At 60.0% G+C, this 23,656-nt stretch carries 21 protein-coding genes, 1 tRNA gene and 1 pseudogene; 7 read left to right on the forward strand and 16 right to left on the reverse strand.

Annotation, left to right across the window (positions count from 1 at the left end):
• Window positions 1–30: 30 nt before the first annotated feature.
• The 5 genes from GV819_RS19170 to GV819_RS19190 form a co-directional block, all read right to left on the reverse strand.
• On the reverse strand, window positions 31–1,812 hold the full coding sequence (locus GV819_RS19170; protein ID WP_161757618.1) for a ShlB/FhaC/HecB family hemolysin secretion/activation protein: 1,782 nt from the start codon (window positions 1,810–1,812) through the stop codon (window positions 31–33).
• The gene (locus GV819_RS19175; RefSeq protein ID WP_161757739.1) at window positions 1,787–2,542 is read right to left on the reverse strand and encodes a fimbria/pilus periplasmic chaperone; all 756 of its coding nucleotides are present in this window, start codon (window positions 2,540–2,542) and stop codon (window positions 1,787–1,789) included. Before GV819_RS19175 ends, GV819_RS19170 begins: the two co-directional genes overlap by 26 nt.
• The gene (locus GV819_RS19180; protein WP_161757619.1) at window positions 2,542–5,136 is read right to left on the reverse strand and encodes a fimbria/pilus outer membrane usher protein; all 2,595 of its coding nucleotides are present in this window, start codon (window positions 5,134–5,136) and stop codon (window positions 2,542–2,544) included. The genes GV819_RS19175 and GV819_RS19180 overlap by 1 nt, the downstream gene beginning before the upstream one ends.
• Window positions 5,137–5,313: 177 nt before the next feature.
• Window positions 5,314–6,057: a fimbrial biogenesis chaperone gene (locus GV819_RS19185; RefSeq protein WP_161757620.1), complete on the reverse strand. Its 744-nt coding sequence runs from the start codon at window positions 6,055–6,057 to the stop codon at window positions 5,314–5,316.
• A gap of 27 nt (window positions 6,058–6,084) precedes the next feature.
• Window positions 6,085–6,651 carry a fimbrial protein gene (locus GV819_RS19190; RefSeq protein WP_161757621.1) on the reverse strand — a complete coding sequence of 189 codons (567 nt, stop codon included), beginning with the start codon at window positions 6,649–6,651 and terminating at the stop codon, window positions 6,085–6,087.
• On the opposite strand from GV819_RS19190, the gene GV819_RS19195 reads away from it, so the two are divergent.
• Window positions 6,643–6,873 (forward strand): hypothetical protein, encoded by a 231-nt coding sequence (locus tag GV819_RS19195; protein ID WP_161757622.1) that lies wholly within the window; start codon window positions 6,643–6,645, stop codon window positions 6,871–6,873. The two genes, GV819_RS19190 and GV819_RS19195, sit on opposite strands and share 9 nt — an antisense overlap.
• Window positions 6,874–7,147: 274 nt before the next feature.
• Window positions 7,148–7,249, forward strand: a pseudogene (locus tag GV819_RS33830) (DUF932 domain-containing protein); the annotation flags it as partial.
• A 253-nt stretch (window positions 7,250–7,502) separates the two neighbouring features.
• Here GV819_RS33830 and GV819_RS19200 read toward each other — a convergent pair.
• The 4 genes from GV819_RS19200 to GV819_RS19215 form a co-directional block, all read right to left on the reverse strand.
• Window positions 7,503–8,141: a LysE family translocator gene (locus tag GV819_RS19200; protein WP_161757623.1), complete on the reverse strand. Its 639-nt coding sequence runs from the start codon at window positions 8,139–8,141 to the stop codon at window positions 7,503–7,505.
• A 57-nt stretch (window positions 8,142–8,198) separates the two neighbouring features.
• The gene (gene glyA / locus GV819_RS19205) at window positions 8,199–9,464 is read right to left on the reverse strand and encodes a serine hydroxymethyltransferase (RefSeq protein ID WP_161757624.1); all 1,266 of its coding nucleotides are present in this window, start codon (window positions 9,462–9,464) and stop codon (window positions 8,199–8,201) included.
• A 165-nt stretch (window positions 9,465–9,629) separates the two neighbouring features.
• Entirely contained in the window at window positions 9,630–10,460 is an 831-nt protein-coding gene (locus GV819_RS19210; protein ID WP_161757625.1) for a YggS family pyridoxal phosphate-dependent enzyme, read from the reverse strand.
• Window positions 10,460–11,710: a benzoate/H(+) symporter BenE family transporter gene (locus GV819_RS19215; protein ID WP_161757626.1), complete on the reverse strand. Its 1,251-nt coding sequence runs from the start codon at window positions 11,708–11,710 to the stop codon at window positions 10,460–10,462. The genes GV819_RS19210 and GV819_RS19215 overlap by 1 nt, the downstream gene beginning before the upstream one ends.
• 355 nt (window positions 11,711–12,065) lie before the next feature.
• Between GV819_RS19215 and GV819_RS19220 the strand changes: the two genes are divergently transcribed.
• Together GV819_RS19220 and GV819_RS19225 are read left to right on the forward strand one after the other, a co-directional pair.
• Window positions 12,066–13,565: a PLP-dependent aminotransferase family protein gene (locus tag GV819_RS19220; protein WP_161757627.1), complete on the forward strand. Its 1,500-nt coding sequence runs from the start codon at window positions 12,066–12,068 to the stop codon at window positions 13,563–13,565.
• Between the two features lie 377 nt (window positions 13,566–13,942).
• Window positions 13,943–15,160 (forward strand): MFS transporter, encoded by a 1,218-nt coding sequence (locus GV819_RS19225; RefSeq protein ID WP_434738438.1) that lies wholly within the window; start codon window positions 13,943–13,945, stop codon window positions 15,158–15,160.
• 379 nt (window positions 15,161–15,539) lie between these two features.
• Here the strand turns inward: GV819_RS19225 and GV819_RS19230 are convergent.
• The 5 genes from GV819_RS19230 to dapA form a co-directional block, all read right to left on the reverse strand.
• Window positions 15,540–15,629, reverse strand: a tRNA-Ser gene (locus GV819_RS19230).
• Between the two features lie 83 nt (window positions 15,630–15,712).
• Complete coding sequence (purC, locus tag GV819_RS19235) at window positions 15,713–16,426, reverse strand: phosphoribosylaminoimidazolesuccinocarboxamide synthase (RefSeq protein ID WP_161757629.1); 714 nt, start codon at window positions 16,424–16,426, stop codon at window positions 15,713–15,715.
• A gap of 28 nt (window positions 16,427–16,454) precedes the next feature.
• Complete coding sequence (locus GV819_RS19240) at window positions 16,455–17,213, reverse strand: MBL fold metallo-hydrolase (RefSeq protein WP_161757630.1); 759 nt, start codon at window positions 17,211–17,213, stop codon at window positions 16,455–16,457.
• A 4-nt stretch (window positions 17,214–17,217) separates the two neighbouring features.
• Window positions 17,218–18,333 carry an outer membrane protein assembly factor BamC gene (gene bamC / locus GV819_RS19245; RefSeq protein ID WP_161757631.1) on the reverse strand — a complete coding sequence of 372 codons (1,116 nt, stop codon included), beginning with the start codon at window positions 18,331–18,333 and terminating at the stop codon, window positions 17,218–17,220.
• A 17-nt stretch (window positions 18,334–18,350) separates the two neighbouring features.
• Window positions 18,351–19,229, reverse strand: a complete 879-nt coding sequence (gene dapA, locus GV819_RS19250) for a 4-hydroxy-tetrahydrodipicolinate synthase (protein ID WP_161757632.1) — start codon at window positions 19,227–19,229, stop codon at window positions 18,351–18,353.
• A 325-nt stretch (window positions 19,230–19,554) separates the two neighbouring features.
• On the opposite strand from dapA, the gene GV819_RS19255 reads away from it, so the two are divergent.
• Complete coding sequence (locus tag GV819_RS19255; RefSeq protein ID WP_161757633.1) at window positions 19,555–20,115, forward strand: glycine cleavage system protein R; 561 nt, start codon at window positions 19,555–19,557, stop codon at window positions 20,113–20,115.
• A 10-nt stretch (window positions 20,116–20,125) separates the two neighbouring features.
• Window positions 20,126–20,599, forward strand: a complete 474-nt coding sequence (locus GV819_RS19260; protein ID WP_161757634.1) for a peroxiredoxin — start codon at window positions 20,126–20,128, stop codon at window positions 20,597–20,599.
• A gap of 37 nt (window positions 20,600–20,636) precedes the next feature.
• On the opposite strand, the gene GV819_RS19265 is transcribed toward GV819_RS19260, so the two are convergent.
• Window positions 20,637–21,707: an AI-2E family transporter gene (locus GV819_RS19265; RefSeq protein ID WP_161757635.1), complete on the reverse strand. Its 1,071-nt coding sequence runs from the start codon at window positions 21,705–21,707 to the stop codon at window positions 20,637–20,639.
• A gap of 33 nt (window positions 21,708–21,740) precedes the next feature.
• Window positions 21,741–21,980: a sulfurtransferase TusA family protein gene (locus tag GV819_RS19270; RefSeq protein ID WP_011059792.1), complete on the reverse strand. Its 240-nt coding sequence runs from the start codon at window positions 21,978–21,980 to the stop codon at window positions 21,741–21,743.
• A gap of 233 nt (window positions 21,981–22,213) precedes the next feature.
• On the opposite strand from GV819_RS19270, the gene GV819_RS19275 reads away from it, so the two are divergent.
• Window positions 22,214–23,647 (forward strand): M48 family metalloprotease, encoded by a 1,434-nt coding sequence (locus tag GV819_RS19275; protein WP_161757636.1) that lies wholly within the window; start codon window positions 22,214–22,216, stop codon window positions 23,645–23,647.
• Window positions 23,648–23,656 lie beyond the last annotated feature (9 nt).

A 23,656-nucleotide genomic window follows, 5' to 3' on the forward strand; every position in this document is an offset into this window, starting at 1 on the left:
CGGCACTACATCCGAAGCGCACGCGCGCCTTCAGAAATACTGTGTCGCGCTGGCCCAGATTCGCGGCGTGCGCTCGGGGCCGCTGCCTTCCTGGTTGTTGTCCAGGGCCCAGGCACTGGTCACGCTGATCTGTTGCGAAGGACCGCTCCAACTGGCACCCACACCGGCGCCCGAAAGCTGGCGGCGGTTCTCATCGTGGATCCAGGGGCGCTTGTTGACCTGCACCGCGCCGTGATCGATAAACGCCTTGAGCTGCCAGCGCGGGGCCGGGAGGAAGCGCAGCTCCAGGCTGGCCTGCCAGCCCTGGTCGCCGCTGCCGGTACCCTGGGGATAGGCGCGCACATCGAAGGGCCCGCCGATGCCGAATTTTTCCGAGCTGTCCAGGTTGGTCGAGGACCATTGGCCGTTGAACTGGCTGTAGAGCTGGAAGCGCGGGCTCAGGTACTGCAGGCGCGCGGCATTCAGGTTGAGCTTCTGAAAGCCACCGTTGGTGCCGGCCGTGAAGTGGTCGCGCCACTGGTCCATCGGGTCGTCGATGCTCAACCGGCCACTGCCGTAGGTGAGGTAGAAGAAGTTCTGCCCGCCGCCGAGCAGGCTGTCCTGGGAGTTGCCGTTGAGGCTCAGGCTCCAGAGTTCCACATGCTTCTGGCTGCTGACTTCGAACAGGTCGATGTCGTCCCGCAGGCGCTTGTCCTCGTACTGCAGCTGGGCGCTGAGATCGAAGGTGCGGCTGCGGATCAGCGGTTGGGTGATGAAGACACTGCCGATGCTGGCCTCGCCGTGGGCCTCCAGCACCTCGAAGTCGCGGCTCAACTCGTAGTTCATCCGCGAATAGGCCACGCCCAGGCTGGTCGACCAGGGGCCTACCGGGAGTTTGTAGGCGGCGCGGTAGTAGCGCTGGTCCTCATCACTGCCCAGCACCCGCAAGTTGAGCTGGTCGCCCAGGCGCAAGGGGTTGTTGAGGTTGAGGCTGCCCCCCAGGCGATATTCGCCGGTGTAGTAGCCGCCGAAGTTGTCGGCTTCCAGGGTGCCGCTGGCCCAGGGTCCGGGCTGTGCATTGACCAGCAGGTCGGTGGTGCCGCGCTGCTCACCGGCACTCAGGGTGCCCTTGACCCGGACCCCGGGAAGGTCGCTCAACAGCAGCAGGCTGCGCTCAAGATCGTCACTGCGCACCGCGGCATCGCTTTGCAACAACGACAGCGGGCCGGTGATCACTGAATTCAGGGCCCGGGACTGGTTGTTCACTTGAATACGGCCGTAACGGCCTTCCATGACCTCGATACGTACCACGCCGTCCTCGATGTCCTGGGCCGGCAGGAAGGCCCGGGCCAGCATGTAGCCCTGGTTCTGGTAATAGGTGGTCAGACGCTCGGCAGCCGCGCGCAGCTGGTTCAGATCCAGTTCCTGACCCTTGAGGTCCGCCAGCTCAGCCTGCAGCGTCTCGTTGCTGAACACCTGATTGCCGACGATCACGAAATCGTTGACCTGCAGGCGGATGCCGGAGGTATCCGGAGCCTGGGCAGGGGCGCTCGGCGGCTTCGCCGGCAGGTCCAGTTCCGGCGCCGGCGGCTCCGGCAAGGCCGGTTGCGTGGCCTCAATGTCACGCATCGCCTGCCCGGCGTTGGGCACATACACCGCAGCCTGCCCCACGTTGGGCACATTTACCGCAGCAGTCGCCAGTCCCGGCAGCATCAGAAGCAAACTCAAACAGCTTCTGGACAAGTGTTGCCGAGTCCCGTCAGGGCACCTGGAAACCTGGCCATTGAATGATTTCTCCAAGGCAACTTCAGTCTTGTATCCGCGCACTTCCACTCAGCGTCTCCCCGCTGTCAGTTGCCACTTGGTAATGAACCACCGCCTGATCCGGGGTAATTCCCTGCATGTCGGGCAGGGCGATCCGCGCCGAGCCGAAGGGCTCCACGGTGATCCCCTGCAAGGTGATCGAACGGGTACCGCCGCCCAGTGCCAGCCCGGCAAAGGACACGTAGTACGGGGTCGGGTTGCCGGCCAGCAGCGCAGCGCCACCCTGCCCCGCCGCCGCAAGGCGCCAGCGCAGTTGGTGGACCGCTTCGTCAGCCTTGCCGGACAAGCCCTGAGGCCGGTACAGCAGCTTCATGCGCATCCGCGATGCCAGCCGCAACAGGTTGTCCTTCGCGGCCGCCAGGGGCGGTACTTCAAGAAAGTTGATCCAGAACACCGACTCGCGATCGCCGGGCAGCGGCTCGCCGCTGTAGCGCAGGAGCAGCGCTGCGTTCTGCCGGGGCTCGAGTCGAGATATCGGCGGCGACAGCACGAACGGCACCACCAGCGCACTGGGATCGGCTTGCGCATCGCCCTTGTCCAACCAGGCCTGCAACAGAATCGGTGCCTGGCCGATATTGCCGACCCGGATGCTGATGGCCGGCTTGCCGGCGGGATAGATAAACCGCGTACCGACAATCGACAGGTCCGCCTGGGCCCAGGCACTGAATGCCGCCAACAACCCGGCAACCAACCAGCGCTGCCCTTGACAGGGTTGGCGAGGCACCGCAGCGAAGCGCATCACGATTGCGCTCCTGACTTGATGGCCCGGGCATCGTCAGCGGGCACGGCCCGGCAAGGTTGCTGGAGCAGGACATAACCGGTAGCGGAGGCCTGGTCACGGGGCGGCAACAGGTAGTCGATCAGGCACTGCTCATCGGGCTCACCGCCCCACTCCACCCGGATCGTTCCCTGCTCCTGCTCGGACCGCAGCACCAGGCGACTGCCTTGCCCCACGGCACCCAGCTCGACACCGCTCTGCGCATCGGTCGCGATCGCGGCAAACGGCAATTGCTGGCCATTGGGCTGCTGGCTATCGACCAGGAAAGCCCTGGCCCGGCGGGTCGGATAAGCCAGCATCACCACCGAGCCCGCCACGGGTGCGACATTACGTGAACTGAGCTGCAACTCGACGTCGTCGGGGATACCGCTCGGATCGATATCCACAGTGTTCAATTGATAGGGGCTCAGACTGCCTACCACGGCGTATCCCTGCCGATCCACCTGAGCTCTGCCGGACCCGACATTGGCGCCCTGGGCATTTGGGGCATACACCAGGCCCATGGTTTCACTCATGGTCTGTGAGAGCGTCAGCCCCCCCGAATGGAGAATCATGCCTCCCGAAGCCCCCAGGGACTCTTGGCGATAATCACGGCCCTGGGAAAAGCTCGAGCTCAGGGAAACCTCAGGCAGGTAATAGTTCAGGCTGGCGTTGCCCGAAGTTTCTCGCTGGCGTTGATCATGGGAGGCCGACACGGCATACGTGGCATCTCCACGCTCGTCCAGTGATCCGGAAATGCCGCTGGTGTAGTGCGCACCGGACTTGCGGTCATGGCTGGCATAGGAGTTGATCGTTGTTCCACGTTGTCCATCACGTCCCAGGGGCACCGACAGACTGAAGCTGAAATAGGTGTTGTCCGAGCCCGGGCCGGACTGTCTTCCGGAGCTGGAGGCCCGCATGCGCTGGGCCGTGAACGAGTAACTGTTACCCCGCCACTGATTGCCGTAGCCCAGGGAAAAGTTCAGGGTCTGGCCCTTGCGGTTCCAGTATTTGAGGCTGGAGCCGGTGACATAGACCTGGCCGCCTGTACCGCTCAATTGCTGGTTGATGTTCACATCCAGGCGGTCACGCACCCGCGCGAACGACTCGGCGCTGTCACCACGCTCGACGTAATCCTGCAGGGCAACGGCGTCATGCAACCCCAGGTAGCCGCGAGTGGAGTAGCGATACGCCAACAAGGAAAATTGAGTACCGCTAAGGGGCAGGTTCTTACTGTAGGAAAGACGCAGGCTGGTCCCTTGCATGCTGCCGTCTCGGGGTATCTCGGTGCGGGCCTGAGTCAGGTCGACACCAAAGGCCCCCACGGTAGTATTCAACGCACTGCCGATCAGGGCGGACATGTAACTGCCGGTGAATGAGGTACCGGCGTAACCGGTCACCTGGTTATCCAGCCCATAGTGCATGGTGCCCTGGGCCACATACTGCTTGCTGCCACCCAGCCCCGGGTCATTCACCTCACCTGCGGTCAAGCTGTAGCGGGAGGTGCCCGGGCGCAGCAATTGCACAGTGGTAGCAAAAGGCACAGTGAAGCGGCTGGTCTGGCCATCGGCCTCGGTGACCATCACCTCCAGGTCCCCACCAAAGCTGGCAGCTTGCAGATCGGAAATCTCGAACGGCCCCGGGGCAACCGTCGTCTCGTGGATCAGGTATCCACGCTGATACACCGACACCTTGGCATTGGAGTTGGCCGTGCCCCGCACCTGCGGCGCGTAGAAGCGCTGGGTATCGGGCAACATGCGCGAATCACTGGCCATGCGCACACCACGAAACGACACCGCATCGAACAGATCGGAATCGGTCGTGCTTTCGCCCACCAGCAATTGCGAACGCCAGGTCGGCAAATCGGTCTGGGCATAGATATAGCCACGCTGATAGTTGCTGCCAGCGTCCGGCGACCAGGTTGCGGTGCCACTGTGGCGCAAACGCACAGCTCCGAGGTTCAAGCCCATATTGAGCCCGGCATAGCCATTGGTCTGACGTTGCCCAGCGCTCTGCGAGCTGAACAGGCTGGTGCTGTAATTGAGCACGCCCGCGGTAATCCCTGTGTCCCAGCTCGAAGGATCGACATAGGTTTTCGACAGGTTCGGCTGCAGGAAAATCTGCGGCACGGACAGCTCGATCTTCTGCTCCGAGATTTTGACCAGGGTGGTTGCTCTGGAGATGTAGGTACCCAGGTCGCCGCAGAACAGCCCCTCGCCCATCAGTGGATGGGAAACACCGGCGCCCAACGCCGCATCGGTCTTCTGCAGATCGATCCCCAACTTCTGCAACAACGAACGATCGAAGCAGGGCTGGCTGTTTGGCGATTCATCGCTGGCGCGGAACTCGATCTCCTGCAGTGCCCGCCACTGGCCACTCACGACCAGATCAAGCAGGTACTTGCCCGGAGCGACATAACCCAGGTGCTCAAAGCGCGAAGTGTCGATGGGCTTTCCCTGGCTTTGGAACAACATGTCGCTGTCGAACAGCACCTCCAGGCTGGAGGCATTATCAAGGTCCTCTCCCGCCTCGGACGCAGTACGCTCTTCGCCCACCACCGCCATTGAACTGCCCATCAGCACGACCGCCAGACAAAGTGACTGCGCAACCGGAGCAAAGCCCCGCCCGTACAATAAAAATGGACACCTCGGTAATTCGTGCCGACGGCACTGAATACTCAACATAACGAGGTCCCTTACACTCCCACAAAAGCCAAATCGCTGGATTCGAACTACAGCGGATGAAAAATCCAACTAAAGCAGCGGCTTTTCCAGTGCCCCACGGCCACCGAAATCGTTAATCACTTCATAGTGAATAGAAGCCTTTGCCGGAGTTGTCGGGGCCGTAGCCGGCCAGAGGAAAGACTCTTGCCCAAAGGGCGCGACCATACCGGGCTTCAAATCGAAGCGGCGGCCTGCAAGATCAACTTCCATGCGACCGAAAGAGATGTAGTACGGAGTTGGATTAACCACTTTGATAACCGACGACTTCGCACCGCCAGCCCGAACTAGCTCCCACTTGAGCTTTTCGCCAGCGGAGTCGACATTGCCAGGCAAGTTCTGAGGGCGAAAGAAAATCTTGATGCGTGTTCTGAACGCAAACTGCAGTACGTTTTCATCATTTTTCTGACGTGGAGGCGTTTCCAGCACATTCAGCCAGAACAACGACTCACGATCTTTTGGCAGCGGTTCTTTTGAATAAGACAGGCGCAATACTGCAGAACCTCCGGACTCCAGCCGACTGACGGCCGGAGCCAGGAAAAAAGGCACCTTGATCTCCTCAGGGGACTTAGTGGCATCCCCTTCGTCGATCCAACTTTGCGCCAAAAGAGCTGAAGAGCCGGAGTTACTTATTTTCAATGTAACTTCCCGGGCATCTTCCGGATAAACCAGCCGAGTGCCTTGCAGGACTATCCCAGCATGCGCAGCCCCAGAGAACAGCCCCAGAAACATGACACCGATAACGAGAAGATTTACAAAACGCGCTGTCGGCGTCATGACCAGCCCCTTAATAACTAACGACTGTTACTGATAGGCCAGGGTGTAGCGGATGTAGGAAATACCCGAACCTGCGCCCACCGGTATTGCCGTAGCAACATAAGCAGCCTTGTATTTCAGGGTCGCGGTATTATCCTTCGAGATCGTGGCGACTTGCGGAGCTGCCTCGGCTTGGCCCAAGACAATTTTCTGTGGCTGGGTGCCGTTGGCGTTATAGACCTGGATCTGTACGCCGGTTGCCGGCTTGCTGCCGATCAGCTTGAGGTTGCCAGAAGCAGGATCGACGTTACCGAGTTGATCGAACTCGATGGAGACCTTTTTATCGGAAGTGCAGTTGATGCCCGTAAGATTCAGTTCAAAATCTTTCAGAGTGGAGGTATCGGAAACCTTCTTGAAATCACCCGGTGCGAAAGTGCCGAGTTCAAGGTTTATTTCGTTACTTTCGCCGGGGGTCTTGCCGTTAATCTCGCAAGTGACGTCGGAGATGCTGCCGCTGAACTTGACAATACCATCAGTGGCCTGAGCAAAAGTTGGAGTCAACGCTGCCAGCATCAAGCCGGAAGTCGCAATGGAGAGGAGATACTTATGTTTCATCTGATTTCCTTTTTCAAATGGCTCAAAGGGGGCAAGAGTCAAAATTCCTTTCACCTAAAGAGATTGACAAGTTATGCCATCACCCTAGGAGAAACAGACCCACCCGCTTTCACTGCAAGTTTATTAATACTGCTGACCTCTAATACTACGACCAACTTTAACGATAAGAGCGAGCCAGGTTTGTCAGCAGCGGCAACGATACCGAAGCGCCGATTGATTTGAATCAAGACCACGTCGACTTGATTTAAAGGAATGCTCCGATTGAGCAACAGGAAAATTCCTACAACTCACAACGCAGCACTTACCACCTACAAAATAACGGGCAGGCACCGTCATTGAATGCCCGGCGAGAGTCATTAACCTACTTGCAAACCACGAATAACCGTCAACACACTGCACACCAAGTAAGAGCCGACAAACTTGGAATACTTATGCTTGAGGCTTCAACAGCTAGAGTTCAGTGAAGGGGGCGATAAAAGGCGTGGCTGATGAGCGACGCTGCCAGGTGGTCCGGCCCCGGGAGGTACTGGAGTTTTACCGGGAGCTGAGCGAGCGCTCCGATTACCCATTGAAGGCCGCTGGCGTATTGAAAAGAGGGATCGCAAACTTGGGCTTCGACTGCTGCCGGTTGCAGCGCCTCAAGTTCGGCTTCTTAGCGTGGTGATATCGGTGTCGCTCAAATCGTCGAGCACGCTGGCCTGATTCGGGCTTGGCTGCTTGGAGCAACGCAATCTCGTAGGCCAGCTTCCCGTTAACCGATTTGTGTTGAGTTCTTTGGGATGCGAAGTCTTCTAGCCCACCCTGAAAGCCGAGACACGGTGTGCACCTGGAGCCTGGTAACGATCAGCACATCACGCGGTACGGCGCTGTTCGAGCATTAAACGTACCGCGAGCCCCGCCAGCACAAACCCCATAACGTAGCGCTGCACCGCCAGCCACAATGGGTTGTGGACGAACCACGCGGCAATCCCGGAGGCGAACAACGCAATCAGCAGGTTGACCGAAAAGCTTACGCTGATCTGGGTCAGACCAAGGACGATACTCTGGGTGAACACTGAACCGTGCTCGGGGTTGATGAACTGCGGAAACACCGACAAGTAGAACACCGCGATTTTCGGGTTCAGGGCACTGGTGAGAAACCCCATCAGGATCAGTTTCCTCGACGAGTCCGGCGGCAGTTGCCGGGCCTCGAACGGCGAGCGAGCCCCAGGCTTGAGCGCCTGCCAGGCCAGCCACATCAGGTACAGCGCTCCGGCCCACTTCAGCACTTCATAAGCCATCGGTACAGTGAGGAACACGGCCGTCAAACCTACGGCGGCGGCAAACAGGTGCACGAAGAAACCCGCTACCACCCCCAGCAAAGAGATGATGCCGGCCTTGCGCCCCTGACAGATCGAGCGGGAAATCAGGTAGATCATGTTCGGTCCGGGCGTGAGCACCATGAGCAGCGCAGCGGCAACGAACACGAGTAAGTCTTGAATGGGAATCATGGGACAGCCCTTGGTCTTCTGGAAATCAGCTCGACGGCGATAGCTCGGGGTAAAGAATTAACGATAGACCGGATGACGGCGGCAGAGCCCTACCACCTGTTCGCGCACGTGGTGCGTGACCTCGTCGCCGCGACCGCTTTCCAGAGCATCCAGTACGTCGCACAACCAGCCCGCCAGTTGTTGGCATTCGAGCACACCGAAACCTCGGGTAGTGACGGCTGGGGTACCGATGCGCAATCCAGAGGTCACGAACGGTGAGCGTGGGTCGTTGGGCACCGAGTTTTTGTTGGCGGTGATGTAAGCCCTGCTCAGGGCCGCATCGGCGTCCTTGCCGGTGTAAGGTCTGTCGGACAGGTCGATCAGCATCATGTGATTATCAGTGCCACCGGAGACAATCTTGTAACCCCGCTGTTGCAGCACGGCGGCCATGCTCCGGGCGTTGCTCAGCACCTGCGCCTGATAGATTTTGAACTCGGGGGCCAGTGCTTCCTTGAAGGCCACGGCCTTGGCCGCGATCTGGTGCATCAGCGGGCCGCCCTGCACACCGGGGAATACCGCAGAATCGAGTTTCTTGTAGAACGCTTCGTCTTGCCCCTTGGACAAAATCAAGCCACCCCGCGGGCCCCGCAAGGTCTTGTGAGTGGTACTGGTGACCACGTGTGCGTGCGGCAATGGGTCCGGATATTCGCCTGCGGCGACCAGTCCCGCGACGTGAGCCATGTCGACCCAGAAAATAGCCCCGACCTTGTCGGCAATGGCCCGCATGCGTGCCCAGTCCTTGTACCGGGAGTAGGCAGAAAAACCACCGATCAGCATCTTCGGTCGAGTTTCCAGGGCGATGCGTTCCATCTCGTCGTAGTCGAGAAAGCCGGTCTTGGGGTCAAGGCCATAAGGAACGATCTTGTAATGACGGCCCGAGAAGTTTGAAGGGTTACCGTGGGTCAGGTGACCACCTTGGGCCAGGTTCATGCCCATCACCGTGTCGCCGGGATTGATCAAGGCCAGGAATACCGCGGCGTTCGCCTGGGCACCCGCATGCGGCTGCACATTGGCGTAGTCGCAGTTGAACAGGGTCTTGACCCGCTCGATCGCCAGCCGTTCCGCCACGTCGACATACTCGCAGCCGCTGTAGTAGCGCTTGCCTGGGTAGCCTTCGGCGTACTTATTAGTGAGCACGGTGCTCTGGATTTTCATCACCAGAGGGCTGGCGTAGTTCTCCGAAGCGATCAGTTCGACGTGGTCTTCCTGACGATGTTCTTCGTCATGAATCGCCTCATACAGCTCGGCGTCGAATGCTTTAAGGGTCAGCGTTGAGTCGTACATGATGAAGGAGTCCTTGGTTGGGAAAGTGAGCCGGTTCATGGCAAGTGCCGAGAGAGACACACTGCAATGTCGTTGTTTTGCGAGCCTTCACAGATCAACCGCATCAGCATTCGCAGGGCCAACAGATAACCGCTGGACATCGCATGGCTGCCTGTAATGGGTGAATCAAGTTGCTGGGGGAACATCGCCTCCCGGACGGACATCCGCGGTTGGCCAGTAGTAGGCATCCGGCATGGCACGTGCGCCGAAGATGGCCTGACCGACACGCACCACGGTCGCCCCCTCTTCAATGGCGACTTCGAAATCACCGGACATCCCCATGGACAACTCCTCCAGCCCGACGCCCGCCGGGGCGTGCTGGCGCAGGCGCTCGCGCAATTCACGCAGCCGTACAAAGCAAGGCCGGACACGGGCCACGTCGGCGGAAAACAGCGCCAGCGTCATCAGCCCGCGCACCCGTAACGCCGAGAACGCCGGCAGGGCGTGCAAAAAGTCCGCGACGGCTTCGGGCGCCAGGCCGTATTTACTGACTTCGCCGGAGGTATTGACCTGGACGAACACATCCAGTTGGCGCCCCTCAATGTGCAGGCGACGATCCAGGGCCTCGGCCACGCGCAGGCTGTCCAATGCCTGAAACTCACTGGCAAAACGCGCCACCTGCTTGGCCTTGTTGGTTTGCAGGTGGCCGATGACCGACCATTGCAGGTCGGCCAGATCGGTCATGGCCTGCCATTTTTGCTGCGCTTCCTGCACCTTGTTCTCACCCAGTAACCGGCAGCCGGCCGCGTAGGCCAGACGCAGATGAGCTTCGTCAAAGGTTTTGCTGACCGGCAGCAGGCGCACACCCGCCGGATCACGCCCGACCCGCTGACAGGCGTTGGCGATACGCTGCTGCACGGCTGCCAGGTTGCGACAAAAGTCCTCGACGCTGGTGGCTTGCGGGTAACGGCCATGACCCTCGTGCAGGGTGGTGATGTCTTGCAGTTGAGTGATCATCAGTGGCGGGTTCCTTGGGTTTTCACAACAGCATCGGCTGCCGGAATGATCTCCGCCTTGCGAGTCGGCAAGCGGCCATTGAGCAAGGCGTAGGCCGCCAGGCCGATCAGCAAGCCCCAGAACGCCCCACCGATCCCCAGCAAGGTGATGTTCGCGGCGGATGCCAGAAAAGTGATCAGCGAGGCTTCGCGGGATTTGACCTCAGCCATGGCGCTGGCCAGGCTGGTGCCGATAGTGCCGAGCAGGGCTAGCCCCGCCAGCGTCGTAATGAAGGTGGCCGGGAGCGCCATGAACACCGCGGCGAGGGTTACCCCGAAAATCCCCACGAGGATGTAGAACACGCCTGCGGCGACCCCGGCGATCCAGCGCTTGGACGGATCCTCCGCGGCTTCCTTGCCGGTGCAGATGGCCGCCGTGATGGCTGCGACGTTGAAGGCATGGGAACCGAAGGGCGCCATCAGCACGGAGCCCAGCCCTGTGACTGTCAGGATCGGGTTGGCGCTGGTGCTGAAGCCATCGTTGCGCAGCACCAGCATGCCCGGCATGTACTGGCCGGTGAGTGTGATCAGAAACAGCGGCAGCGCCACGCTGAGCAACGCATTGATCGAGAACTCAGGCCGGGTGAATACCGGTGCCGCGAATTGCAGCGCCAACCCCGAAAGATCCACACGGCCCTGCGTCAGAAGAAACCCCAGCCCCAGCACCAGAATGCCCACCACCGCGTAGCGCGCGGTAAAGCGCTTGAGCACAACGTAAGCGGCAACCAGCGCCCCGACCAATACCGGGTCAATACTCATGCCAGCAAACGCGCCGATACCGAACTGCAGCAGGATACCGGCCAGCAGGCCCGCAGCCACGCCAGGGGGAATCAGGCGGATGACTTTTTCGAAGCAACCGGACAACCCCAGCAGCACGAAGGCGACAGCCGAAATGATGTACGCACCCACTGCCTCGACGTAAGGCGTGGTGGACAGCGCAACGACCAGAAAGGCCGCGGCGGGTGTCGACCAGGCAGTAATGATCGGCTCACGGCTCACCCAACTCAGAAACAGCCCGGTAATACCCACGCCAATCGACACCGACCATACCCACGACGCCGTCAGCTCTGGGCTGAGCCCGGCGACCTTGGCGGCCTGAAAGACCAGGATGAACGTGCCGCCATAGTTGACGATGACTGAAATCAGACCGGCGATTACCGGATGCACAAGGTCGCCTAGACGCAGGGCCGATGGGGATACTGAAGAAGACATGATGGCTTTGCTCCTTGCAAAACGAGGTGTTTGGCCTCGGATCAGGGGGAATTTATAAGGCTGAAATGGCGTGTTTTTCCTCGGCACGTTTTCATAGGTAACCAGACCACTTTCCGAACCGTCGGCGGCGACTGAAGCGTTCCCTGTCTCAGCCATGCATGCGGACAAAACCCTTCATGAAGTTGCTCGACACCTCGACAGCCGCCAGCGTGAGCTGGCCATAGCTGACTAAGCCCTGTTCAAAATCGCTGGCAACACGCCTGCTCGCCCGGCACAAAGGCAATGACGAGGAGTGAATTCTACGGATAGACTGGACTGCCTTTGCAGGCCAATTTATTAAAGTAAGGCAGACCGCATGGCGAAAACGTTCGAGCTGGAAACGCTGAAAATGCGCCTCAACGATGTTGAGTTTCAGTTGCTGGATCTGCACCAGCGGATTCAGCGCGCACTGCGTGAGCTGATCCTCGACGGCGCCCTGGACCCCGGTTTGAAGCTGCCCGCGACTCGGGTGCTGGCCAAGTCACTCGGCGTTGCCCGTGACACCGTGGAGAACGCCTATGTGCAGCTGCATCGGGACGGTTTTATCGTGCGGCGCGAAGGGGCCGGCAGCTATGTCTGCGAAACGGTGGGAACCGAATTGCGAGGCGCGGCACGCCGCCGCATCAAGGCGCAAGAGGTCAAAAGCAGCCAGGCAGCACCGGGGGCGGGCTTGAGCCAGCGCGGGCGGATGATCTTCGACAGTGGCGGTGTGAACGATCAGCAGGTGATCAAGGCATTTGCCACCGGCCTGCCGGAAACCCGCAGCTTTCCCACCGATGTCTGGGAGCGCCTGCAACGCCAGGTCTTGAAGGACTATCGCGCCAACGTGCTGTTGCACGGTGACCCGCAAGGAGCCGAGCCGCTGCGCAAGGCGATTGCCACCTACTTGAACCTTGAGCGCGGGGCCAAATGCTCCCCCGACCAGATCATGGTGTTGAGCAGCACGCGCCAGGCGCTTTTTCTGTGTGCCCAGTTGTTGGTGGATGTCGGCAAACCGATTCTGCTGGAAAACCCGGGCTACTACGGCGCCAAGAAGGCCTTTCAGACCGCCGAGACCAAGGTTCTGCCCATCGATGTCGATGAACTGGGCATACGCACCGACCTGCTGTATGCCGACCGCAGCGGCGCCAATTGCGTCTATGTCACGCCGTCTCATCAATACCCCACCGGCGCGACCTTGCCGCTGGAACGTCGTCTTGAGTTGATCAACTGGGCAGCGCAGAAGGGCAAGTGGGTCATCGAAGACGACTACGACAGCGAGTTCCACTACGACGGGCAACCGACCGCCTGTGTACAGGGCCTGGACAAGTACCAGCGTACGCTCTACATCGGCACCTTCAGCAAGACCCTCTATCCTGGGTTGCGAATGGGCTACATGGTACTGCCTCACGAGTTGATCAAAGCCTTCACCTACGCGCGCAGCATGATGGACGGCCACACGCCACAAATCTTGCAACTGACCCTGGCGCGCTTTATGGAGGACGGCCATTACAACGCCCATGTCCGGGCCATGCGCAAGCTGTATGCCGGGCGCCGAACCATCATGCTCGACGCGATCGGCAAGCACCTGGACGGCATCGTCACTGCCTTGCGCCCTCCCGGCGGACTACAAATTCCCTGCCTGCTGCACGATGGCTGGTCTGAAGAAAAAACCATCCGCCAAGCAGCCAGCGCCGGCGTGCAACTTTCCGGCCTGAGCCACTTGTACGCCGGCGAGGAGAAGAAACAAGGCTGGTTATTGGGTTACTCGTCTTTGACCGCTCATGAAATCGAAGCGGCCATGCTGCGCCTGGCCAATGCACTGAAAACTCGCTAGGGCAAGGTCTGGCAGCCGGTAGCTCGGGGCATAGCTCAGCAACAGGCGTTGTGCCTGGGCGGCAATCCACACAAGGATCATGTCGCCCGGTTCGCCTGGTGCAAATTAACGGCAGAGACAACCGGCAGTGCCTGCCCATCCAAATGAGCGAGCGCAGCGCTGCCTCGGCGTATGTGCGTCACTCCGGCCACTGACCAAAGTGGTCTGTTTACATCGCCAGCAATGGACTATCACGCAAGAGCATGAGGTGCTTAAGATCAGCGCCGAGCTGGCCCGCCCCTGTATTTTTCTACCGCCGACAGGCAACGACTCAGCCGGTTTAGCAAAATACTTCTTGCCAGAGCGTTGACGCTCATCGAACAGGTTTATCCATGTCAATTGTTCATGTCGGACTGCTTCCTCAGGTAGCAACGGCGCACTTTGTCAGTCACTTGCACATCATGGTGCTGGCGGCCCTGTTTCCCGTGCTGCCGGTTTTTTTTGACGTGGGTTATGTGGAACTGGGCCTGGCCCTGAGCGTCTTCAATATCGTCACGGCACTGGTGCAGGCCCCCATGGGCTTTGTCGTCGATCACTACGGGGCCAGGCGCTTGCTGATCGCCGGGGTTGCCCTGGGCAGCATCAGTTTCCTGCTGATCGCACTATTCCCAAGCTACGGCTGTTTACTGATTGGCATGGCGTTGGCCGGGGTTGCCAACGCCGTCTACCACCCGGCCGACTATGCGTTGCTCTCTCAAGAGATCAATCCGGCCCACATCGGCAAGGCATTCTCTGTCCATACCTTTGCCGGGTTTCTGGGCGCCGCCATTGCTCCGGTGTTTCTGCTGGGAATTGCCACCGCGAGCGACCCGAGGCTCGCATTCGTTGGCGCTGCGCTGGTAGGTTTTGTCGCGCTGGGGCTGTTGTTGATACCCGGTTCGGGGCTGGCACGGGTTGTCCACGTGCGCCGCGCACCAGAGCCTGTACTCAATATCGCCAGCACCCGACGGCTGTCACTGCTCTCGCCGATGATCCTGAGCCTGACCTTGCTGTTCGTGCTGTTGAACCTGAGCACCAGTGCGATTGAGAAATTCTCTGTCGCCGCCTTGATGCAAGGGCAAGGTGCGACGTTGCCCTGGGCCAATTCGGCGCTGACGGCGTTCCTGTTTGCCAGCGCTTTTGGCGTACTGGCCGGTGGTGCGCTGGCCGATCGTACCCAGCGCCATGGGGTGGTTGCGGCCACTGCTTTTGCACTGGCCGCCGTATTGACAGCCATTGTTGCCACGACCAGCTTGAGCGAACTGGCACTGATCATCGCTCTTGGCGCCACCGGGTTTCTGACGGGCTTGATCGCACCCTCGCGCGACATGCTAGTGCGGGCGGCATCGCCCAAAGGGGCTGAAGGCAAAACCTTCGGCATCGTCTCCACCGGTTTCAACATCGGTGGCGCAATCGGGCCCATCGGCTTCGGTTGGATGCTGGACCAAGGGCACCCCACGGCCATCTTCTGGGCCAGCGTGACCTTCATGAGCCTGACCGTCGTACTGACCCTGATGCAGGAGCGGTACCTGGCAAGAGCCAGAACATCAACACCACTGCTTGCGGCCTTCAAATGACGTTGGCGTATCTTGTCAGCAAACTTGAAGGACAGGATACCTGCCGGCATCGCCTCCTCCCGCCACTACTTCCGGCATCCGGCTCGAAACCAGAGAAGATGAAAAAACCATGCAGATCACCTGCTCTCTATAGGACGCAGGAACTTGCGGTGCCGAGTAATGCCATGGCTTACCCGCCACCATGATCATCAGCAAGCACCACGGGCGCTGAATACCCAAGGACGCCAAGAGCATGGCGGGTAACGTATCGAAAATGCTCGGGGGCCGGGCGGACCAGAGCGGCACTCTTTTTGCCCTAAAAATGCCCTAACAAATACTACAGAAACGAAAAAGCCCCTGTAATCTTCAACGATTACAGGGGCTTAGTCTTGTTCAATAATGGCGGAGAGATAGGGATTCGAACCCTAGGTACCGGTGAAGGTACAACGGATTTCGAATCCGTCCCATTCGGCCACTCTGGCATCTCTCCAACGGCGCGCATCATAACAGCACCTTTGCCGGATGCGAAGCCCCCGAGCAATTTTTTTCCGTGCTATCAGATGCTTGCGTCGATTACAGCGGTACGCCGAGGCGTTGGGCGACTTCTTCGTAGGCTTCGATCACATCACCGAGGCCCTGGCGGAAGCGGTCCTTGTCCATTTTCTTCTTGGTAGCCTTGTCCCACAGACGGCAGCCGTCCGGGCTGAACTCGTCACCCAGGACGATGGAGCCGTCGCTGAACACACCGAACTCCAGCTTGAAGTCCACCAGCAGCAGGCCGGCATCGTCGAACAGCTTGCTGAGGACCTCGTTGACCTTGAGCGACAACTCTTTCATGCGTACCAGTTGCTCGGCAGTGCCCCAGCCGAATGCCACCACGTGGGATTCGTTGATGAACGGGTCGCCCTTGGCGTCGTCCTTGAGGAACAGCTCGAAGGTGTAGGGGTTGAGCTTCATGCCCTCCTCCACGCCCAAGCGCTTGACCAGGCTGCCGGCAGCGTAGTTACGCACGACGCATTCGACCGGGATCATGTCGAGCTTCTTCACCAGGCACTCGTTGTCGCCCAGCAGCTTGTCGAACTGGGTCGGCACGCCGGCGGCTTCGAGTTTCTGCATGATGAAGGCGTTGAACTTGTTGTTCACCATCCCCTTGCGGTCCAGCTGCTCGATGCGCTTGCCGTCGAACGCCGAGGTGTCGTTGCGAAACAGCAGGATCAAGCGGTCGGCGTCATCAGTCTTGTAAACCGATTTGGCTTTGCCGCGGTAGAGTTCTTCACGTTTTTCCATGATGGGCTCCGCTTGCTAAGTAGGTGGGCTAGGCGATGTGACGCCAGTCGAGCCCTGAATCTTGATCGGCCAGTTGCAGCCAGTCCGGGTCGCACCCAAGGGTGTCGACAAAACATTGCCGGGCCAGCTGCGGCAGGTTGTTCTTGCTGCTCAGATGGGCCAGGACCAGATGCTGCAGGTCCTGCCATCCCAATTCGGCCACCAGGCTTGCGGCCTGATGGTTGTTCAAATGTCCTTGATCGCCGCCAACCCGCTGCTTGAGAAAGTACGGGTAATGACCACGAGCCAGCCGGTCGCGGCAGTGATTGGCCTCGATCATCAAGGCATCCAGCCCACGGTAACCGTCCAGCACACCAGCACAGTAGGAACCCAGGTCGGTCAGCAGGCCGAAACGGCGCTGACCATCGCTGAAGACAAACTGCGTAGGCTCCTGGGCATCGTGGGCAACGGCAATCACATCGATGCACAAAGCGCCGATCTGCAATGACTCACCAGCGCTGACAAACCCTGTGGGCTCCACGGGCTTGCGCATCCCGCGCAAAGTACCCTGGCTGAGGTAGACCGGTAGATTGTAGCGCCGAGACAGCAAACCCACGCCATGCACGTGGTCGGCATGTTCGTGGGTCACCAGGATGGCGCTCAGCTGTGCGGGATCGACTCCCAGGCGCAGCAGGCGCCGCTCGGTTTCCCGCAAGGAGAAACCACAATCCACCAAAACGTAAGTGTCAGCACTGGCGATCAGCGTGCCATTCCCTTGGCTACCACTGCCGAGAACGGCAAAACGCATCTGATCAGCCCAGGTTGTCCTGAATCACGCCCAACACTTTGCGCGCCACATCGGCAGGCGCCACGGTGTTGATGTTCTTCTCGACGGTGACCTGTACGTTCTCACCCACCTTGCTCAGGCGAACCTGATAACGCTCGGCGCGGGCTTCGATCTCTTCCTTGGCCGGCTTGCTGCCGAACAACTTGCCGAAGAAGCCTGGCTCGTCGTTTTTCTTCTCGGCTTTTTCCGCCAGGTTGATGTAGTACAGGCCCAGGCTGCGGTTGATGTCCTCAACCCGCCACTCGCCCTGCTCCAGGGCGCGGCCGACACTGGACCAGGCGCGATCGAGATCGGCGCCCAGGTTCAGCACCGGGTTGCCGCTGCCGTCTTCGCTGAGGCTGACCCGGCTCGGGGTATCGAAATCACGTGCCGCCAGCAGGGAAACCGAACCACCCTTCTCGGAGGTACGGCTCATGCTTGCCAGCATGTCATCCACCAGCGCAGCGTCCAGGCCGGTGTTGAGCGAACGGTTGGTGAAGTCCACATCGGCAGTGCTACCGGCGGGACGCTCGGCGCTGACCACGTAGACTTCGCTGGTGTTGCGCTGGACGCCCGGCTCGATACGCACCCGCACACGGGTCTCGCTGCCGGCGGCAACACCGGCACTGCTCAGGCGCTTGGCCACAGCAGTGGAAAGCTCGTCGGAACGCTGCCAGCTGGTGGTGAACTCACCTGTCTGCGGACGCTGCTGATCCAGGCGGAAACCGTTGTCCTGGAAGAACTGCACCGCGACCGGCCAGACTTCGGCCGGTGGATGCTGGGCCATGACCCAACGGGAATCCCCGCTTTTCTGCAAGGTGTAATCGCTGGCATCGGCAATTGCCGACAGCGGCTGCGGACGCGGTACCTGGTACTCGCCCTTGACGTTGTCATCCGCTACGTTGCGCGGAATCGGCAGCAACGGATCCAGACGCTTGGCAGTCTGAACATCCGGCGGCAATTGCATCGGTGCTGTTTGTTGCGCTTGCAGATAATCGCTACCCCGGTCACGGAAGTAGCCTTCCGGGCCCCAGATCCAACCGCAGCCACTGGTGCTGGAGATAATCAAGGCAAGTGCGGAAAGTCCGGCCATTCGCTTCATGCGTTGTACTTCCTCAATTAAACCAAGACGCCGGACTGGCGCATGGCCTGCCGCAGCGGTTCGTGACAGGCTGCACTGAGCCAGGTGAGCGGCAGACGGATACCGTCCGGCATCAAGCCCATTTCGTGCAGGGCCCATTTCACGGGAATAGGGTTGGATTCGATGAACAAGGTCTTGTTCAGCGGCATCAATGTTTGGTGAATCGCTCGGGCCTTGACAGCATCGCCGGCCATCGCTGCCGCGCACAGCTCGCTCATGGCACGCGGAGCTACGTTGGCAGTCACCGAGATATTGCCCTTGCCGCCCAGCAGGATCAGCTCGACCGCCGTTGCGTCATCGCCGGAATACACCAGGAAGTCGCTGCTCACGCCTGCCAGGATGTCCTTGGCGCGCTGCAGGTCGCCGGTGGCTTCCTTGACTCCGATGATGTTTTTCACGGTGGACAGGCGAATCACGGTCTCGGCCTGCATGTCGCAAGCGGTGCGGCCCGGTACGTTGTAGAGGATCTGCGGGATGTCCACGGCCTCGGCAATGGCGCGGAAATGCTGATACAGGCCTTCCTGGGTCGGCTTGTTGTAGTACGGGGTCACCAGCAGGCAAGCATCGGCGCCGGCGTTCTTCGCGTTGGTGGTCAGTTCGATCGCTTCACGCGTCGAGTTGGCACCGGTACCGGCAATCACCGGGATACGCCCTGCAACCTGGGCAACCACCCGACGAATCACTTCGATGTGTTCGTTGACATCCAGGGTGGCCGACTCACCTGTAGTGCCGACCGCCACGATGGCGTTGGTGCCCTCTTGCAGGTGGAAGTCCACCAGTTTGCTCAGGCTGTCCCAGTCGAGATTCCCCTGTGCATCCATGGGTGTGACCAGTGCCACCATACTGCCCGCAATCATGCAACCGCTCCTGCCGGAAAAAGAGAGCGGTAATGGTACTGGCGCCAAGTTCCTTGCACAAGCGAAGTCCCGCGCCTTGAGCATTCCCCTGAGCGATGCTTTTCGCTACCCTTCAGGCTTTGATCGCTACTGATAAGCGTGTAAACCGGGTTATTGCCTGCCTGTTGGATCTCTAAAGCCCCATTCCTGCGTTGCCAGCCTGTGTTCCGAGAGTTTCGGGGCCTGGCGCCGGCTTGTGGTTCAAGGCCTTGAAGATTCGCTTGCCGGACTTGTCCGACACCGACTTGTTAAAAGTATCGACCGCTCATCGCTTTAGGAATGCTGCATGTCCACCCCCACAGTTCGCGAACAATTCCTTGTCATCAGTGCCCTCGGCGCCAACCCCATGGAGCTGACCAACGTCCTGTGCCGCGCCAGCCATGAAAATCGCTGCGCCGTGGTGACCTCGCGCCTGACCCGGCATGGCGAGTGCAGCGCGCTGGTTCTAGAGATTTCCGGCAGCTGGGACGCCCTGGCACGCCTGGAAGGTGGCCTGCCGTTCCTGGCCAAGAAGCACGCCTTCACGGTCAACGTGGTGCGCAGCGCCGCTTTGGAGAACCGTCCCCAAGCCCTGCCTTATGTCGCCTACGTCAGCTCGGCGTACCGCTCGGACATCATCAATGAGCTGTGCCAGTTCTTCATCGATCATCAAGTCGAGCTGGAAAACCTCACCTGCGATACCTACCAGGCTCCGCAAACCGGCGGCACCATGCTCAACGCCACGTTTACCGTGACCTTGCCCGCCGGCACCCAGATCAGCTGGTTGCGCGACCAGTTCCTGGACTTTGCCGACGCCATGAACCTCGATGCGCTGATCGAACCCTGGCGCCCACAGAACCCCATGTAAGGAAGCTCCCATGGCCGTTGCTATCGACCAACCCGTCGCCGATTTCCAGGCCCCAGCCACCAGTGGCCAGACCGTCAGCCTGTCCGACCTCAAGGGCAAGCAAGTGGTGATCTACTTCTACCCCAAGGACAGCACCCCGGGCTGCACCACCGAGGGCCAGGGCTTTCGTGATCAATACGCCGCCTTTCAGGCCGCCAACACCGAGATCTTTGGCATCTCCCGCGACAGCCTGAAATCCCACGAAAACTTCAAGTGCAAGCAGGAGTTCCCCTTCGAGCTGATCAGCGACAAGGATGAAGCCGTCTGCCGACTGTTTGACGTGATCAAGCTGAAGAAGCTCTACGGCAAGGAATACCTGGGCGTGGACCGCAGCACCTTTCTCATCGACAAGGACGGCGTGCTGCGCCAGGAGTGGCGCGGGGTCAAGGTTCCTGGCCATGTCGACGCCGTACTGGCCGCGGCCCAGGCCCTGAACAAGGCCTGAAAGCAGCGGGGCGGCTGAATCAGCCGCCCCGCATTATCTAGAGTAAAGGCGCCACCACCGGGTCCTTCCTCGGCCAGGCATCCAGCACCGCCTTGAACAAGGTGGCCAGGGGAATCGCAAAGAATATCCCCCAGAACCCCCACAACCCGCCGAACAACAGCACTGCACAGATAATCGCCACCGGATGCAGGTTCACCGCCCCGGAAAACAGCAGTGGCACCAGCACGTTGCCGTCTAGGGTCTGGATGATCCCGTAGACCGCCATCAGGTAGATGAACTGATCGCTCCAACCCCACTGGAATAGAGCAATCAGCGCCACTGGCACCGTCACCACCACCGCCCCGACATAGGGCACCACCACCGAAATCCCCACCAGTAGCGCCAACAGGGCCGCATAGTTGAGGCCCAGCGCGACGAAGGCAATGTAGGTCACCCCACCGCAGATCACGATCTCGATGACCTTGCCACGGATGTAGTTGGCGATCTGCCGGTTCATCTCCTGGGCCACCCGGGTGATCAGCGTTCGCTCCCGCGGTAGATAACCGATGACCCAGCGGCTGATCATCGCCCGATCCTTGAGGAAGAAGAACACCAGAATCGGTACCAGCACCAGGTAGATCATGATGTTCACCAGCAAGGGCAGGCTGGACAGAGAGAAGGTCAGCGCCCACTGCACGAACTTGCCGATCTCGCCTCGCGCCACCTCGATGGCCTGCAGCACCTGCTCATCCGACACCAAGTGCGGATAGCGCTCGGGCAGCAGCAGCAACAACGATTGCCACTTTGCGAGCATGCCAGGCAGCTCGTTGAACAGGGTGATCAACTGATGCCAGAGCAGCGGCACCACCACCAGGATGAACACCAGCAGCAACCCCATGAACAGGGCGAACACCAACCCTACCGCTGCCCCTCCGGGCAAGCGCAGCCGCTCCAGGCTCAGCACCAGCCCCTGCATCAGGTAAGCCAGGACCATGCCCGCCAGCACCGGTGCGAGCATTCCGCCCAGGGTCAGGACGGCAGCGAAGGCCAGAAACAGCAAGACCGCCAGCACCACCGCCTCTTCATCCGAGAAATAGCGTTGTATCCAGTCACGTAGCACTTTGAACATCAATGATCCTTAGATGAAAGCGGTGAACGGCAGTCAGGCCTTTTTCAGCCAATAACGATAAACCCCAGCCTCGTCCTCTTCACGCAGCAGGGTATGACCGGCCAACCGGGCGAAAGTGCGGAAGTCACGCTGGGACCCGGCATCGGTGGCAATGACCTTGAGCACCGCGCCACTGGCCAGGCGATTGAGTTCCATCTTGGCCTTGAGCAGCGGCAATGGGCAGTTCAGCCCACTGGCATCCAGCTCGGCATCATGGGCTACAACATCGGTCATTGCCGTTACTCCGGTCACATATTCAAGGCGCCTAGAATACCCTGCAAGGTCCGCGGAGCTGCAATAAAGAAGCCCGACTACAGAGCATTGAACCAAGCTTTTATGGCGCTGATGGAATAGACGCTGCGATTCTCCACAAAGCACGTTTTATCGCGAGAGTTTTCACTGCCTTTGTCTGGTCCCCAGCCAGGTGTCCAGCTACAGTAGAGCCTTTGTCGATTAAGGCTTTGTGCATGAATTTATTGCGCCCTACCCTGCTGACGCTCGCTTGCCTGCTCGCCTCACCGGGCTTCGCCGACGACTTGCCGTCACTCGGTGATGCCAGTTCAGCCATCGTCTCCCCGCAACAGGAATACCAACTGGGCCGTGCCTGGCTGGCGCTGCTGCGCAGCCAGGTCTCGCAACTCAACGACCCGCAACTCAAGGACTACGTCGAAACCAGCGTCTACAAACTGGTGGAAACCAGCCAGGTCAACGACCGGCGCCTCGAGTTCATCCTGATCAACAGCCCACAGCTCAACGCCTTTGCTGCCCCCGGCGGAATTATCGGGGTCAACGGCGGACTGTTTCTCAATGCCCAGACTGAAGGCGAGTACGCCTCGGTACTGGCCCACGAACTGGCTCACTTGTCCCAACGCCACTTCGCCCGCGGCGTCGAAGCCCAGCAACGAATGCAGATACCGATGATGGCAGCGCTGCTGGCCGGGATCGTGATTGCCGCTGCTGGCGCCGGTGATGCAGGGATCGCCACCATTGCCGGCACCCAGGCTGCCGCCATCCAGGAACAACGACGCTTCTCCCGACAGAATGAGCAGGAAGCCGACCGTATCGGCATTCTCAACCTGGAGAAGGCCGGCTACGACCCACGGTCGATGCCTACCATGTTTGAACGCTTGATGCGCCAGTACCGTTTTGATGCCAAGCCACCGGAGTTCCTCCTGACTCACCCGGTCACCGAGTCGCGGATCGCCGACACCCGCAACCGCGCGGAGCAGGCCAAGCTCGGCGGCACCGAGGACAGCCTGCGCTATCAACTGATCCGCGCAAGGGTGCAGTTGAACTACGAAGATTCACCAGGGCTGGCTGCCAAGCGCTTTCGCGCGCAGCTCGATGAGAACCCGAAGAACGACATCGCCCGCTATGGCCTCGCCATCGCTCAGATCAAAGGCAGCCAATGGAACGAGGCCCGGGAAAACCTCAAGCCGTTGCTGGCCAAGTCACCCAATGACATCACCTACAATCTGGCCCAGATCGAACTGGACATGGCCAACAGCCGCCTACCGGATGCACAAGCCCGACTCGAACGGATGCTCAACCTGTACCCGGGCAACTACCCGCTGAATCAGGTCCGGGTTGACTTGCTGCTCAAGCAGAACCGCCCGGCCGACGCTGAAAAGGCCCTGGAAGGCCTGCTGAAAAGCCGCCCCGATGATCCTGATGTCTGGTACCTGGTGGCAGAAACCCGCGGCCTTTCGGGCAACATCATCGGCCTGCATCAGGCCCGAGCTGAGTATTTCGCCTTGGTGGGCGACTACCGCCAAGCCATCCAGCAACTGGACTTTGCCAAACGCCGAGCCGGCAGCAACTTCCCTCTGTCATCGAGAATCGACGCTCGTCAGCGCGAGATGATGGACCAGGAACAGATGGTCAAGGATATGATGCGCTGAAGCATTCCC

The organism is Pseudomonas sp. Fl5BN2 (assembly GCF_009908205.1).
Classification (GTDB): domain Bacteria; phylum Pseudomonadota; class Gammaproteobacteria; order Pseudomonadales; family Pseudomonadaceae; genus Aquipseudomonas.

Bases quoted from the DNA above. Each gene is read 5' to 3' on its own strand.
- GV819_RS19175 (WP_161757739.1), bottom strand. From the start codon at position 2,542: ATGCGCTTCGCTGCGGTGCCTCGCCAACCCTGTCAAGGGCAGCGCTGG.
- GV819_RS19180 (WP_161757619.1), bottom strand. From the start codon at position 5,136: ATGGGCAGTTCAATGGCGGTGGTGGGCGAAGAGCGTACTGCGTCCGAG.
- GV819_RS19185 (WP_161757620.1), bottom strand. From the start codon at position 6,057: ATGACGCCGACAGCGCGTTTTGTAAATCTTCTCGTTATCGGTGTCATG.
- GV819_RS19195 (WP_161757622.1), top strand. From the start codon at position 6,643: ATGTTTCATCTGATTTCCTTTTTCAAATGGCTCAAAGGGGGCAAGAGT.
- GV819_RS19190 (WP_161757621.1), bottom strand. From the start codon at position 6,651: ATGAAACATAAGTATCTCCTCTCCATTGCGACTTCCGGCTTGATGCTG.
- GV819_RS19200 (WP_161757623.1), bottom strand. From the start codon at position 8,141: ATGATTCCCATTCAAGACTTACTCGTGTTCGTTGCCGCTGCGCTGCTC.
- glyA (WP_161757624.1), bottom strand. From the start codon at position 9,464: ATGTACGACTCAACGCTGACCCTTAAAGCATTCGACGCCGAGCTGTAT.
- GV819_RS19210 (WP_161757625.1), bottom strand. From the start codon at position 10,460: ATGATCACTCAACTGCAAGACATCACCACCCTGCACGAGGGTCATGGC.
- GV819_RS19215 (WP_161757626.1), bottom strand. From the start codon at position 11,710: ATGTCTTCTTCAGTATCCCCATCGGCCCTGCGTCTAGGCGACCTTGTG.
- GV819_RS19220 (WP_161757627.1), top strand. From the start codon at position 12,066: ATGGCGAAAACGTTCGAGCTGGAAACGCTGAAAATGCGCCTCAACGAT.
- purC (WP_161757629.1), bottom strand. From the start codon at position 16,426: ATGGAAAAACGTGAAGAACTCTACCGCGGCAAAGCCAAATCGGTTTAC.
- GV819_RS19240 (WP_161757630.1), bottom strand. From the start codon at position 17,213: ATGCGTTTTGCCGTTCTCGGCAGTGGTAGCCAAGGGAATGGCACGCTG.
- bamC (WP_161757631.1), bottom strand. From the start codon at position 18,333: ATGAAGCGAATGGCCGGACTTTCCGCACTTGCCTTGATTATCTCCAGC.
- dapA (WP_161757632.1), bottom strand. From the start codon at position 19,229: ATGATTGCGGGCAGTATGGTGGCACTGGTCACACCCATGGATGCACAG.
- GV819_RS19255 (WP_161757633.1), top strand. From the start codon at position 19,555: ATGTCCACCCCCACAGTTCGCGAACAATTCCTTGTCATCAGTGCCCTC.
- GV819_RS19260 (WP_161757634.1), top strand. From the start codon at position 20,126: ATGGCCGTTGCTATCGACCAACCCGTCGCCGATTTCCAGGCCCCAGCC.
- GV819_RS19265 (WP_161757635.1), bottom strand. From the start codon at position 21,707: ATGTTCAAAGTGCTACGTGACTGGATACAACGCTATTTCTCGGATGAA.
- GV819_RS19270 (WP_011059792.1), bottom strand. From the start codon at position 21,980: ATGACCGATGTTGTAGCCCATGATGCCGAGCTGGATGCCAGTGGGCTG.
- GV819_RS19275 (WP_161757636.1), top strand. From the start codon at position 22,214: ATGAATTTATTGCGCCCTACCCTGCTGACGCTCGCTTGCCTGCTCGCC.